This window comes from Vibrio sp. SCSIO 43155, from assembly GCF_023716605.1.
Lineage (GTDB): Bacteria > Pseudomonadota > Gammaproteobacteria > Enterobacterales > Vibrionaceae > Vibrio > Vibrio harveyi.
The window spans coordinates 133649-146942 of the sequence record NZ_CP071854.1 but is presented as its reverse complement, the minus strand read 5'-3'; the positions used below and the strand labels follow the sequence as shown (position 1 = coordinate 146942).

The following is a 13294-nucleotide window of genomic DNA, read 5'->3' as shown; positions in this document are numbered from 1 at the left end:
CAATATTGGAAGTATCATGTATGAGACCTTATTCGCAAAGAAGCACGTATAGCTTTATGGCTGCAATTTCACATCTAATGGTGACGCTGAGAAACATTAGTGAAGATGGTCAGCTCAAAGAACCCAAATGTACAACGATAATTAATCATCGTTTTAAAGGGCTTGTCAATTCTATTGCTAATAGCTTACACAACACATCCTCAATGTTTGATCTTCATAACGATGAAGAGCAACAACTATCCAGTATCGAATATCACATTAATATGGTTGCTATATCAAAAGTTGAGTTGTATTCATTTGAAAAGTATAACGAACTCAATGTCGCTAGCATCAGCCTTGCTCTAACTCAAATTATAGAGGCTTTAGAATTGATGAAGCGTGAAGTTTTAGTGTCAGAATCTAATTGTTAATTGGAAGGAGAAACAATAGTGACTCTTGACCTCAAAAAAGGTAGCTACAACCGACTCTGGGCTGTGTTAGCAGCTTTGGCATACATGGATGGCAAAGCTACCCTAAAACAGCTTAGTGACCTTTCAGGATTACCTCGCAGCTCTACAGAAGATGTGTTGAAGAAAGTGCTTGATGCTCAAGTACCTGAACTTGTTATCGAGCGAGAAAATGCAACATTCGTAGTGGTTGAATGGGGTACATTTATTAGCAGAATACAATTGTCTGAATTTTATATAAAGTATTTGAATAACGGTTAAACCGTTATATAATCAGTGTTAGTTGTTCGGCCTTTAAATTGTAGGATGTATCTATGTCACAAGTACCTAAAGAATTAGAGCTAAGAAGTTCCTCACCATTCATTGACCCATTCTTTATGAATGCGACGCCTAGTGTTTTTGCAGTAGGTGATTTTACTTTCCGTCGGGTACTTCAAAGACTAATTATGAGCTTGTTAAGCCGCTTCCTGCCAATACCAAATGTGGGCGCTTGACTGTTGTAACAGACGTAGAACCAGAATAGGAATAATGACCTATGAATTTTATTTACTTCATTGCTAATCAAGGCGGGAACACGTCGAAAATCACCGTCATAGACCTCGCAGATGTCACTATCTATGAGCGTGACCAGTTCTCTCCTGTTAACGATGATAACTACCACGATCTAACAGAAGCTCTAGCGGACGCAAAGGCAATCGCTAGTAAGTACGGTCTTGACTATGTACCGTTTGAATCGCGTTATAACAGCGATCTTAACGAAAAAACTAAACTCACTTTGTTAATGGAAAAACACTAATGGTTAAACATGAAACAATTCCAATGGACACAGGGTTATTTTGGTATTTTGAAAATGACAAAGAGTCGCCGGAGCCTGTTTATCTTGATGAAAACAAACATCCTAGAGTCATGAAAGGATTCAATGGCCGCCGTCAGGATTGGATGCGTGATGGTGAATATCTTCTTGGACCTCAAACACCACCACGTGCCGTATAGGAAAGAATCATGACGATTATAAAGGTCACTCTTGGCATTATAAATGAATTACTAGGACTTATTGGCACAGAGATGTCGGATGCAGCGAAATTGAGGTCCTACTGGTTTAGTCTCGTATATTCGGTCATGACAATGTTAGCTTTTCCATCAGCTTTAGGTTGGATGAAACCAACTACGAACTCTGAAAACCTTTGCTCATTTTTGGCTCTGGCATTTTTATCAGCCACAACTGCCAATAGAGGAAAGTCCAAGTTATTTAACGGGGTTGTAACAGCGATATTTATGCTAGTGGTACTCATCAAAATGATATAGGAAATTCGTGAATCAATTATGCTGATATTTGACACTCTCCTAAGATCTTATACATCCAACATTTACCAATATGGAAATTTAGTTGGTGCACTCGTAACCGTCTTTCTATTTGGGTTTGTGCTCATGACAGTTCCGTCAATTTTAGTACCTAACTTCAAGTTACCTTTTAAAGTAATCGCCAAATTACGCACCACGCACATTATAGGTATTGGTACTATTGTGGCTATCGCGGTTCTTTATTACGTGGAAAGCGTTATGTATAGCGTCTTGGTTTGATAGGATACATAGATGAAAATTATAAACAGAATGTTAGGCAATTTTGATAAGCAACAATTTGCAATGTTCATGTCTTCTTTTGTGCTGATTTTTTGTAGTTTTGCATTAACCACACCCTCTCTAGTCGATTTGCTCAATGCAAATATTTTTACCACATTGCTAACATTGTTGATTGTGCAAGGGTGTGGTTGGTGGCTACTTTCTAGTATCAAAAACTCTAACGCGAAGACTACGCAAGGGTCAAAACATAAAACAAGTTAATATTGGAAAATGATGGTGGCCTTGGTCATCACCAAGAAGGAAAAATCATGGTTACAATTCTTGGTATTATGACGATCATACTTGCAGCCGTCATAGGTAAAAAATGGGTGATTTCAGGCTCAATGTACCGACCATCGCAAATATACGGCTATATAGTTGCAACCATAGCTTTAAATGAACGTCACGACATACGCTTACTACCCATTGTTAAACTGGCATCTATTTGCTTACTGATATGGTTAGGTATACTCGCTATTTGGTGGGAATACACTAACGTTTAGGTCTATTTATAACATCGGAAAAATCGTTAAATGCAAATGGAAACTAATCACGCACCTGCATACTTTAAGAGCAACACAGGTTTTCGATTCATTTCAAAAGGGAAAACTGCTTTCAAGATATCCATGCCGAGACCAGAAGGCGGATATCGTTACAAATCAATCGGCTTTAAAAGAATTGGGGAGAAAAAGGCTATTCGCAAAGCCATTACGGAGCGTAATAAACTAGGCAAAGCAGAATGGGGAAAATTCTGGCACAAAGTGGTTAGTGATTGGACGTTGCTTGCTAGACTGCCACGCTCACTAGAACCCCTCGAAAGAATAGCCAGCGATAGAAAGTCGTTAACTTTAGAATTTGTAGCAAATTGGACTGAACGCGACAGGTATGGTCATCCATTAAAGAAATCACGCCGATACAGTTGCGAAAAACACGGAAAACTAGCTGCTTACACTATGGCAAAGAAAGCTTTGATTGATGCGAACCAATCAAACATGGATCTTTTGGTTTTTATGGGACGAAGCCCTGTTGTTAAACTCTGCTGATTAAGGGGGGAACATTAAGAATGGATCTAGCTTTTGATGCAACAAACAACCAGTAACGAAAGATTTTTGTACATATTTAAGTATCGAATTTCACCTTATTAAAACCATTGTAAAAAATAACTTGTAAGAAAAGGAAGTAATATGTCATATGAAATCCTTACGGTAGAAAGTGTTTCAGAAAAACTAAAAGCGATTGTATGCGATAGCTATAAATGGCCTACAGTACCAGAAAAGGGCTTTCAACTTGAGTTCATACAACATCATGACGGAACTTTGATTCTTGATTTTTTGAATGAAGAAAAAGGTATATTTTGGAGCGAGGTTGCAAACGAAGTAATGGAAGTGCCAGTAAAGAAAAATGGTCAACCTATTACATGGCAAGACCTTAAATCAGCCAAAATTCCTTTTATGTCCTAATTAACTTAAATATTACACCTTATATTATCGTAAGTGTGTTACGAAAAACAATTGAATGATTGAGAAGGTTATGAGTAATCTGAAGTTGAGAACAAATATTCAGGAATTAAATAAAATGTCGCCAGCTCATTTTTCTAATAAACCAATTCAGTGCATGGAGCAATATTTAGAAAATAGAGGGATTTATTTAAAGGATGGTCATGAGGAATTGATTTGTTCTGTGCCAGTAGATAAAGTTATCGGGCACAGTCAGATTTACGGAGAGATGAAGTGGGGGGATTGCCTAAATGGCGAATACCTTAAAAGGTTAGACAGAAACCTCCGCGAATTAGAAAATAACCCTGAATACTACTTATTTGATTATGATAAGTCTGATATGTGCTTCCATCAGGTAGAAGATGCTTTCTTTATTTGTGTAGGCAAGCACAGAACGGTAGTCTCAAAGTTTTTTTCGCACTTCAACGCAGAAATATTTAAGGGGAGAAATCCACTCAACAATGTTACAGTATTACGTAAAATAGTTGATTATGAATTTATGTACTGGAAGAAAGAAATTGAACGTCTTCAACTTCTACACCCAGAAATTAATTTTACATTAAAACATAAAACAAAAAGTGACGCGGTGTGTTTGACCTTGCGTAGCAATAATGGGCGTAAGTTTGAATTTTATAATCGAAATCAATTGGACGATTGTATAGCGAGTCTTAAATCGCCAAGTTTACTATCAAAGATACAATCTAAGGATGCCCACAAAATGGTATCCTATCGCTATTTCTTAAAATTACGTTTTTTACATTTTCATTAGGTAGACGATAATAACTAGAGAATACTAAGTAAATCTCCAATTTTTTCACTTACATTTCGAGAGTTACTGTCTATGTGCCCTCATTTTTCAATCTTTACCCTTGTATAAAACAGACGTAAATCTACACTAACTCGACAACATATAGACTTGTTAGCAATTACCTTTATATCTAGATAAGGTACTTGCAATAGGTTACATGATATTCATAGGTTGAACGGAGTGCCCTTCGCTTACGTTAAAGAACTGACAAAACCGTTAGTGCCATTAATGTAATTTACGCCTAGTCATTAGCCATCTATAGCGAAAAATTAACGTTTGATGTCAGTGCAAGATAACCAATAGGTGATTGCGTCATCCTGCCTGATAATCTTAAATCAATTAGAAAACTCTAATGGAAAAACATCAAAAGATGGTTACGGAAAAAACATATCAAATACTGAGAGTTCATACAGAGTTGGTTACAGACTGGAAGAAGAAGAACCTAACTGATCTAGCGGAACATGTAATTTCAAGCCTTATCTTCGGGATCGGTTTTGGCTTTGGGTGTGTTTTTTCATTGCAATTAATACTATTGTCAATCGACACATTTAACACGAACTGGTTAATACATGGACTCACCGTAAGTACATTCCTATCAATTGGAATGTATATCTCCGAACGCTCGCCTAAACCAAGTATTCAAGACGCAAAATTTATTGTAAGTGCAAGAAAAACAGACTAAGAAACAATCATTGAACCAAATAATAATTGAATACGGTACGGTTGGTAGTCGGAATAAAAGGCAAGTTTTTATGAAGTTAAGGTTACTATTGATGACTGGACTTTTATCTCTTACAGCTTGTACAGATGACGCTACAAGCTTGAAAGAAGACATAGATAAAGTGATGGTTGCTCGTGAGACATACGGAGAGAGTTTAGATCGTAATATTGAGGCTTTAGATAGCACGATAAAAGCTATTGAACTGCGGATAAAGATTGCTGAAGTGCTCCAAACCGTTCCAGAGACGATTGTTGTCGAATGGACTATCAATCATGATCTTGTTGAGTTTCAAGTAAAAGATAAACCCGCGAACTTCTCAGATCAAAAAGCCCAAGAATTGGTCGAAGAATTGAATAATTTAATGCTAGATTGAGAAAATTTTCCTAGCTCGATGTGGCAACAAGATAGCCAGCCACAAAGTACAAAATATTGATTTGGATAATTAAAAGCCGGAGGTATACATGCTGAGTGCAATTAGACAATTTAACGATTCGAAGCGTGTAAGTGCTGTATATGGGATGGTTTTTTCTTCGCTATTTATTACAGTTCCGCTGACAATTTTCGGCTTGGTACTGATATTTGGAGATGCTGGTAGCACCTGGGCTAAGTTGGGTGGCATCTGGTTGACAGTGTTGGGTTTAGGGGTAGCTCTTAAAACAGTGCCAGATTTCATTGAAGAGTACAGATCCCCTTCTGGTCAACCAGACGACCCTATGAACTTATGGCTCCCTGTAACATTGTTCATATTCGCTTTCGTGTCGCTATATGCAAAGCATGGTGAGCATGGTGATATAGTTCAGGAATACATGCTATCCGCACCAGCCAAATTCATCTCGCTTGCAGCGCCTCACTCCTTTGAAATGTTTGAGAATGGTCTAGCAAAGGCCATCGAAGATTTTGAAAAAGCCAAATAGGAAAGAAATGTGGAACAACTAGAGGTTAGCGCAGAAAACTTGCTGTGTTATTTGAGAATGTTGGGGTTCGGATTGGGGTGCTGGTTTTATTCAAATGAAGAACTTGAGCTGCCAGAAACCAAAAAGAAGATCGCAACCTCAATAGTTCACTTACTCGAAATAAATGAAGCCGAAGCGGAACAACTCGCTGAGTTGTTAATTCGACACTCACTGAGTTTTTCAGAAAAAACCGTAGAGAAAGTTAATCAGACAAAAAAACCGCATTCTCTCGGCCAATTTATAGAGGGTGCTACAGAACACAAGCTACTCTGTTATACGAAGTAGGAAACATCAAGGTTGCCAATGCCCTCACTAAGACCGGAATATTTGAGAGGAAACTATGACTGAACAGGAACTTGCTGCGTTTGATGTATTTATAATCAATTTAGCTGGTTGGATTTTAATTGGAAGTGGAATGTTGTGCATAGTTGTAACTTTGTTTTCCTCAAGCAGAAATGAGCAAGTTGAACATTTTCTCTTTGGAGAGATAACCAAGATTAAGAGCGTAATTATAGGCATGGTGCCGCTGATTACTGTCGGATGCTTAGTTGTGTGGCTTTGGTAGGAGGATAGGAAACAAGAATGAAAAAACTAACTTCATTGTTAAGTGCATCTACCGCAATTTTTTTGGGCGCAACGATAACAGGATGTGAAAAAAATGATTTTGAATTGAACAAGCGAGCTAAAGTCCAAATAGAGGCTTTAGTCGCTAACTTGAACCAACTCCAAGCTTCTAGTTCAGACCCAGAATGGACAGATAGGTTTGACGTTATAGAGTGGCAGAATCTGTTTTTCGATGAAAACGGGTTTGATAGCGCCCCACCATATATATCACCAGTAACATCAAATCAGAAAGAGGCCAATGACAAGTATAACTCGGCAATGGCTGGGTTGAGTATCGAAGAAGGAGTAATCCACTCTGATGTCGTAGGGCAGATTACGCTTGGGTATAACAACGAAGGCCAAGTAGTTGTAAAGATCCCTAAGTGTCCTAATCAATTAGAGATATGTAAAAGCTGGAATTGATAAGAGATCGGAAACATCAAATGTAGCTAAACAAAGTGCATTTTCATCAAATCATTGCTCTAACAATTGCTGTAGTGCTTTTTCGGTTCCTAGCACTACACTTGCTGACTTGATTGAACGGTCTGCGATGACCTGTGAGATTAACAAGAAGAACTATAACAGAACGTGCAGAACGCTGGTAGAGCATGGAATGTTAATTCGCATTCGTGATGACTCTACAGGGCGACTAGCTTTCAACCTCACAGATAAAAGTAGAGAGATTGCTGATAAGTGCTTTGAAGACGTATTTAAAATGCCACTACAGCAGTTTTTGAGTAAAAGTTAATTAGGAAAAATCAAAAGTGGCCTTGCTTAACAAGATTTCCCATCACTTATCCAGACTAGCAACTAAGGAGTAATGAGATCTGATGAATACAGATGCAACAAAAATTCCCTCTGATGTTAAGAAACAGAATCGTGATGTATTGACCTTTACCGTTGGGCTTGCAATGGCTTGTTTGATACAGATCTGTTTTACAGTTTCAGGTTTTCAAGGGGTATTCAGCAAACCTTATCTTATTGCAATAGCTTTAGTTTTTTCAATAAGACCAACTAAAGCTCTGCATTATGGGGCATTTTTCGCTATAGCGTTCTTTACAGCTCTGCTCTTCAAGGTTCAGGCAAGTGATTTGACAGAAACTCACTGGCTCATTCAAGGGTTAGTTATCGCATTAATAGCTGCATACTGTTTTGTTTTGGCATTCATTAAAGGGAAGTGGTTAGGGTATTTTAGATTTGTACCGTTGATCGCTCTTGGTTCAGTAACAGTAATTCTGTCCTTCAAAAACGTAATTACGCAACTTAGTTCTATATAGGAATTGTATGAAACGAACTAAAGGTTGGTACTGGGTAAAATTTAAGTCTGACGAAGAACCGATATGGGAGGTCGCCTTATGGAATGGGAAACAACATGAAGTCAGAATTAACAGCGAGTCTAGAGTTGATAAAAACTAACTGTTCAAGAGGAATTTTTGATCGTAGGTACTAAGGCTAACATTTGGGAGCAAGTCGAATACGAACATGGTAAACCATCGACTGCAAACGACAAGCGCAATGCGTAATAGGAAAATGAAAGGAATCAACTATGCTGATATTTGACAGGTACTATTGTAGCTATCGCGGTTCTTTATTACGTTGAAAGCGTTATGTATAGCGTCTTGGTTTGATAGGAACCATAAATGCAAGTTTTACTCACAATCACAATATCATTGTTCTACCTACTTCTCTCTTGGTTGTTTTATGACGGCTTTAAAGTCCGTAGCGAAAGGGGCGGTGTTGCTAATTTGCTCATGGCTTGGGGACAACTTCCATTTTCATTCGCATTTAGTTTTCTATTCTTTTTAGGTGCGGTCAGTCTAATTAGCCAAAATATACGCATTATGGAGTCGGTAGTAATTTTAGCCTCAAGTCTACTAATGCAGATAGTGTTTGCATACAAATATGTAGCGCTAAAGGCTTTCATTACTAAACTGAAAAAACTGTAATGTGGATAAGGAAACATCAATGGTTGATATCAATACAAAAGGCGTTAATGACGCATTTAAAAAACTGAGTGCTGCCGCACTACAGAACGCGGATAGCGATGGATCGTCATTATCCTAATGGTGGAGCACAGGATTACCATAGCGCTAGCTCGAACCTAGAAACAGCAAAGAACACAGCAGAACAACTCATCGGCACTACATTTGAAACTGAATTAAGAAAGCGGAACATTAACTGTCGATTGGTCACATGTTTTTGATACTGAAAATCTGAGATATTTATGGCATATAAAACCGATAACCCTGCACTAAAAACAATATACCAGAATTTGCAATCGAGGCGGGACTCACCGACATACCACTTTATGATGAAGTATCTAGAAGCATTTGAACGAATCATGACACGGTTAGATATGGAGGTAACAGCTCACTCTTTGATCGACTTCAACGAGGATAATACTGAAATATTGAACGATTATGCCACGTTGATACTAGCTGACCACAAGCGCCTTCAAAGTAGAGTTAGTTCACCAGAGGTCCTTTTTGAGATACAACAGTATAAATATAGAATTCGAGACACTGAGTTGGCCAAGCATATCGTGACTATCGAAAAATACTTAGCTGGAAATGTTGAATTCGGGCTAAGTTATGAACAGCAACTCGATGTGGCAGCTTTTTTGACCATAACTTCAGCAGATTCGGACTACACGAGAATTATGAATGCTCCGGTAATGGTTGAAGCTCACTCTTTAATGAGTTCCACTAAGTAACATTATATTGAGCAGTAACATGAAGGAAACACGGTGTGTTAACTAAACAACAAAGAAGATTTCTACCAGACATTATGTTTATTGTCTGCTTTTTGGGAGTTACGTTGCTAGTTTGGAGTAGGCCCAACCAAATTATTCCGCAACTTGATACGTGGAACTATACAACTATTGATGCTTTACCTGTTGGGAAGACCTCTTTTCTACTATTTGTGTTGACTGTATACGCCTTCATTATGAATTTTAGGGCTCAGAAATTGAATTTTTCGGGTTTTAAGAAGTTTGCTTCTAAGGAATCTACGACAATAACATTAGCTGTATTGTTAGCGTTTTCTATGCTGGCGACTCTCACTATAACGAGTTACAAACTTAGATTAGTGGACTCAATTATCACAGCACAAAACCTTCAGGTTGAATATAGGCAGCAAAAAGGTATTAGACCAAGAATGGATAGCCCAATCCATTATGAAGAGGTAGCAAGTGATGAGGCTTTAAGCCGTTTGAACACATTAATGGAGACCCGTACCGGACTGGCGTTAGACTTTAACGATTGGGATGAATCACACCGTATCATTGGTAGCTATTTAGAGTCGGTAAGCAAGTAGGAAAATCAGATGTCTGGAACAAGCAGCCCGTCATGGGAGTTACTTAAAAGAATCGTTACTGCAAGCAATAACCGAAACTACGATGAAATGTATGCTTTGATCGAAGCTAATGACTTTTCAGATAAGCCGCAAGCAGCTCACGCAGCCATTTCAGCAATAGAACTCGTTCAAGATAATGTGGATAAACGAAAAACAGCATTGCTTAAATTCGTCAGCAGCGTTGGTGATATGGAGTTAGATTTCAGGGAAGCCTTTCGACTTTCGTTGCTAAAGGATTTGCTTGGTATCACTGAGCAAGAACCGCAGAATCAATCAAATTCATAACGTGGGAAAATTGGATTATGGAAGAGAAGCAGAAATTATCAAGTTTTATGGTGAAACTAGCCTCTTTAATGGATGAGCACAGCGTATCTTTAGACTACACAGGTGACGATGATGGGATTCACTTTTGTTGTGGTTCTGAAGATGTTGCAATCATGTCTCCAACAAGCGATGACTTAATTCAAAAAGCAATGGTGTTGTCATCAAACTTAGAGGCTGAGATTAATGATATTAAAGCTAAACACTACTCATTAGATGCTTTAAAGAGCAAGCAAGAGCTTTAAAAACTAGCCATTTTCTCAGTAACTCAACATTGGAAACATCGATAACATGAACTTAATCAAAATTGACTTACCCAATCAGAATTTCTTGTTTGTTAATGTCACAAACATGGATTCAAACGAAGAGCCAGAAAGCTCTTGTACTAACCGCTTAATAACTTTCAAGGTTGGTGACAAGCTCTTTAATTACTTTGACCAAGATCCAAAAGTAGCACTAGATAAATTTAAAGGGCAGATTTGTGCTATGAGTGAGTTGTCTCTGAAAGAATTACCTGAAGTGGCATTTTGCGTAATAGTGCTTTTTAAGTCCGATTTTTTTGTGGATTGGTCGGCTATCGAGAATCACTACCACCGCAGCGTAGCTAAATAGGAACCATCAATATGTGGAAACTATGGGAATCGCATAAAGAAATGTCAGGTATTTGGATAGGTTGTATCGTAATGGGTTTAGCTTATCTATTAGCATTTTAAGATGGGTCATACAGTCCCGCATTCATTATAGTCCAAGTTGTTCTGGGTGTGTTCGGATTGCTCAGAGAGCTTCATCTTAAAAAGCATGGTTTTGCCAAAAACTGAACCGGCAGGCGCGGCCCACCGGCGAATAGGAAAAATCAAATGAGTACAAGTAAAGATTTATTCTGCCCTCAAACGGGTGAAGCTGTGGCCTTATTCCGCTTATGGAATGGCAACTACACTCCCGCTGGTGATTATAGTAATCAAGTGCTATTTCACTTCCTTTCATATCACGAACAGTTAAGTGTTGAATGTACCTTTGAAGTACGCTCTGTAGAGAATGGAATTGAAGACAGACAGTCAGTTCACTCCCTCGAAGACTTGGAATATCTACAACAGCTAGATGAAAACATAACAACAGTTCTGGTGTGGGATAGTAAGAATTACCAAGAGTTAGGAAGTCGCATTGAGGGAGTTGTAAATACCCTCGCGGAGTACGATTTCGGCCATGTGACCTTAACATCTTTCTAATAGGAAACATCATGGCCCTAAAGCTTGTACCTCCAGATGAAGACGGACGTAAGGCACTTGCTCAAGCGAAAATAGCGCTCTCTGCTTTTCGCGATGCTGGAATTCATGCTCGCATTGTCCAACCGGTCTATGAAAAACCGTATTTAAAAGTGATGTTATTGGAAATTGCTCAAAAGGTAATTGAACAAGATGTTCATAAAGCACTCGAAAAACAAGGCGTTTCGTATAACTTTAAAACCGAACACTTAGGTGAATGGTTGGATCAATAAATTGTATAGGAAACTGGGCTGGTGGCAGTGACCACCGAAGGATAGGACGTATAAATGTTTGTACAAATAGGCGTATGGGGCTCAAAACGTTTAGCCCGTTATCTAATGGAACGAAACAATCCGAACCATTGGTTATTTGACGTTGATGACGATACAAAGCGAAGCATTGAAAAGCTTCATCCAGTATCTATAAAGAGTGACTTTCAAGAACAGCATGGCAGTATAATGCCCAAATTGTTGCGTTATTATGACATCCCACAAGGCAGCAACCTAGCTAAAAAGTCTAGACTTGATTTAAGTCCATACAGAGCACGGATGGATCACAAATTAACGCCATACATGGACGAGAGTATTGGCGTTGATTGTCGATTCTCAGACCAAGATGATATTCAGGTTTATCCATGCTTAAACCATGAAAGTAGCGATTACTTTACTACTCACAATATCTACTCAGAGTATGCATGTGAAGACTTTCTACGGCTGATACATCGCCAGTTGCGAAACTATTGTAGTAGTGAGTGTTACATGACTCAGATACGAGCTTATGACCCTAACTTTGACACGTGCTACCAAAGTATACATGTAAAAAACCCATACGCTCTAAAAGACAAAGTTAGTGATGAACCAGTTGAAATACAACAGGCATGGTTAGGGCAACATGAGTATGGTTATGCAGTTCATGAGTTAGAACGTGAGCTAGGAGAGGGGGCATTAAAGGGAACGTCTTTTCGAGATCCAGATACTATTATCAGCCCCACCGAAATGAACAAATTGATTCTATCGGGTAGTGTCGATAAACAGATAATACGCAACATTCAACTGCACCATAACATTTTATGGAATGAAGCTTTCGATCCGAATCATGTATCGTTCATGTACGATTTGCTTGGAATAAGAACTAAACAGAATTTTTACATTACTCATTCAAAAGAAGTGCAGTTCTTGGATTTTGATTGGGAAAGTTTGGCATAGGAAACATCAGATCTATGATTAAAAGCCTCAACGCTTACTGGGACTATCCAGAAGCCAAAGAAAAAGGGAAAGTCGAACATCGAGTGATTGAGGTGTGCGATGCCCTATTTGATATTGGTGCACACCCATTATCAAGTTGCGGGGGGCATTTAAACTACAAGTTTGAAAGTGTTTTTCTCAACAAAATATTAGGTGGCAACAGATGGGCCCATCGTCCATTTATTATGTTCTTTTCTTCGGTAGAGCAAGCTCGAACAATCGACAAATTGATTCATCAAGCGATTCTATATCCTAAATCTGATTCACCTAAGTTCACCTTCAACTGGCACATCAAGGGTCACTTTATGGAAGATGGCGAACTGGTATGGTCTATCGAACCAAACGATTATCGTATTAGTACAGACTCGCAATGGATAGAAGCAAACCCTCAACACACTTTCGACCTTGTTCATCGAGATTTGAAATTAATAGCGTCACTAATTAAAAGCTCGGTTGAGAGTTAACT

25 protein-coding genes are annotated in these 13294 nt (G+C 38.5%); all 25 read left to right on the top strand.

The features are described from left to right. Positions 1-56: 56 nt before the first annotated feature. The 25 genes from J4N44_RS27760 (at position 57) to J4N44_RS27640 (ending at position 13292) form a co-directional block, all read left to right on the top strand. Entirely contained in the window at positions 57-410 is a 354-nt protein-coding gene (locus J4N44_RS27760; protein ID WP_069218468.1) for a hypothetical protein, read from the top strand. Positions 411-428: 18 nt separating this feature from the next. Continuing rightward, on the top strand, positions 429-707 hold the full coding sequence (locus J4N44_RS27755; protein ID WP_069218469.1) for a helix-turn-helix domain-containing protein: 279 nt from the start codon (positions 429-431) through the stop codon (positions 705-707). A gap of 274 nt (positions 708-981) precedes the next feature. Beyond that, positions 982-1242 carry a hypothetical protein gene (locus J4N44_RS27750; protein WP_069218470.1) on the top strand — a complete coding sequence of 87 codons (261 nt, stop codon included), beginning with the start codon at positions 982-984 and terminating at the stop codon, positions 1240-1242. Then, on the top strand, positions 1242-1439 hold the full coding sequence (locus J4N44_RS27745; protein ID WP_069218471.1) for a hypothetical protein: 198 nt from the start codon (positions 1242-1244) through the stop codon (positions 1437-1439). Before J4N44_RS27750 ends, J4N44_RS27745 begins: the two co-directional genes overlap by 1 nt. A 9-nt stretch (positions 1440-1448) precedes the next feature. Further along, positions 1449-1751 (top strand): hypothetical protein, encoded by a 303-nt coding sequence (locus tag J4N44_RS27740; RefSeq protein ID WP_069218472.1) that lies wholly within the window; start codon positions 1449-1451, stop codon positions 1749-1751. A gap of 288 nt (positions 1752-2039) precedes the next feature. Further along, entirely contained in the window at positions 2040-2288 is a 249-nt protein-coding gene (locus J4N44_RS27735) for a hypothetical protein (RefSeq protein WP_069218474.1), read from the top strand. Between the two features lie 311 nt (positions 2289-2599). Beyond that, positions 2600-3109 carry a Fe3+-citrate ABC transporter substrate-binding protein gene (locus tag J4N44_RS27730; RefSeq protein ID WP_252045825.1) on the top strand — a complete coding sequence of 170 codons (510 nt, stop codon included), beginning with the start codon at positions 2600-2602 and terminating at the stop codon, positions 3107-3109. Positions 3110-3250: 141 nt separating this feature from the next. Then, the gene (locus J4N44_RS27725; protein ID WP_069218476.1) at positions 3251-3526 is read left to right on the top strand and encodes a hypothetical protein; all 276 of its coding nucleotides are present in this window, start codon (positions 3251-3253) and stop codon (positions 3524-3526) included. A gap of 70 nt (positions 3527-3596) precedes the next feature. Beyond that, positions 3597-4331 (top strand): hypothetical protein, encoded by a 735-nt coding sequence (locus J4N44_RS27720; protein WP_252045824.1) that lies wholly within the window; start codon positions 3597-3599, stop codon positions 4329-4331. Between the two features lie 812 nt (positions 4332-5143). Next, positions 5144-5464 carry a hypothetical protein gene (locus tag J4N44_RS27715; protein ID WP_141698694.1) on the top strand — a complete coding sequence of 107 codons (321 nt, stop codon included), beginning with the start codon at positions 5144-5146 and terminating at the stop codon, positions 5462-5464. An 88-nt stretch (positions 5465-5552) separates the two neighbouring features. Then, positions 5553-6005 (top strand): hypothetical protein, encoded by a 453-nt coding sequence (locus tag J4N44_RS27710; RefSeq protein WP_069218481.1) that lies wholly within the window; start codon positions 5553-5555, stop codon positions 6003-6005. 9 nt (positions 6006-6014) lie between these two features. Next, on the top strand, positions 6015-6329 hold the full coding sequence (locus J4N44_RS27705; protein ID WP_069218482.1) for a hypothetical protein: 315 nt from the start codon (positions 6015-6017) through the stop codon (positions 6327-6329). A gap of 55 nt (positions 6330-6384) precedes the next feature. Beyond that, entirely contained in the window at positions 6385-6609 is a 225-nt protein-coding gene (locus J4N44_RS27700) for a hypothetical protein (protein WP_069218483.1), read from the top strand. 17 nt (positions 6610-6626) lie between these two features. After that, on the top strand, positions 6627-7070 hold the full coding sequence (locus J4N44_RS27695; RefSeq protein ID WP_252045823.1) for a hypothetical protein: 444 nt from the start codon (positions 6627-6629) through the stop codon (positions 7068-7070). Positions 7071-7477: 407 nt separating this feature from the next. Further along, on the top strand, positions 7478-7924 hold the full coding sequence (locus J4N44_RS27690; protein ID WP_069218486.1) for a hypothetical protein: 447 nt from the start codon (positions 7478-7480) through the stop codon (positions 7922-7924). A 363-nt stretch (positions 7925-8287) separates the two neighbouring features. Further along, positions 8288-8593, top strand: coding sequence for a hypothetical protein (locus J4N44_RS27685; RefSeq protein WP_252045822.1), 306 nt, complete (start codon positions 8288-8290; stop codon positions 8591-8593). A 278-nt stretch (positions 8594-8871) separates the two neighbouring features. Then, positions 8872-9360, top strand: coding sequence for a hypothetical protein (locus tag J4N44_RS27680; RefSeq protein WP_252045821.1), 489 nt, complete (start codon positions 8872-8874; stop codon positions 9358-9360). A gap of 35 nt (positions 9361-9395) precedes the next feature. Beyond that, positions 9396-9962, top strand: coding sequence for a hypothetical protein (locus J4N44_RS27675; RefSeq protein ID WP_252045820.1), 567 nt, complete (start codon positions 9396-9398; stop codon positions 9960-9962). Positions 9963-9971: 9 nt separating this feature from the next. Further along, positions 9972-10286, top strand: a complete 315-nt coding sequence (locus tag J4N44_RS27670) for a hypothetical protein (RefSeq protein WP_252045819.1) — start codon at positions 9972-9974, stop codon at positions 10284-10286. Between the two features lie 17 nt (positions 10287-10303). Then, positions 10304-10567: a hypothetical protein gene (locus J4N44_RS27665; protein ID WP_252045818.1), complete on the top strand. Its 264-nt coding sequence runs from the start codon at positions 10304-10306 to the stop codon at positions 10565-10567. Positions 10568-10613: 46 nt separating this feature from the next. Then, entirely contained in the window at positions 10614-10934 is a 321-nt protein-coding gene (locus J4N44_RS27660) for a hypothetical protein (protein ID WP_252045817.1), read from the top strand. A 245-nt stretch (positions 10935-11179) separates the two neighbouring features. Further along, complete coding sequence (locus J4N44_RS27655) at positions 11180-11548, top strand: hypothetical protein (RefSeq protein WP_252045816.1); 369 nt, start codon at positions 11180-11182, stop codon at positions 11546-11548. An 11-nt stretch (positions 11549-11559) separates the two neighbouring features. After that, a complete protein-coding gene (locus J4N44_RS27650; RefSeq protein WP_252045815.1) occupies positions 11560-11817 on the top strand; it encodes a hypothetical protein in 258 nt (85 codons plus the stop codon). A 54-nt stretch (positions 11818-11871) separates the two neighbouring features. Then, complete coding sequence (locus tag J4N44_RS27645; protein WP_252045814.1) at positions 11872-12789, top strand: hypothetical protein; 918 nt, start codon at positions 11872-11874, stop codon at positions 12787-12789. Between the two features lie 14 nt (positions 12790-12803). Then, on the top strand, positions 12804-13292 hold the full coding sequence (locus J4N44_RS27640; RefSeq protein ID WP_252045813.1) for a hypothetical protein: 489 nt from the start codon (positions 12804-12806) through the stop codon (positions 13290-13292). Positions 13293-13294 lie beyond the last annotated feature (2 nt).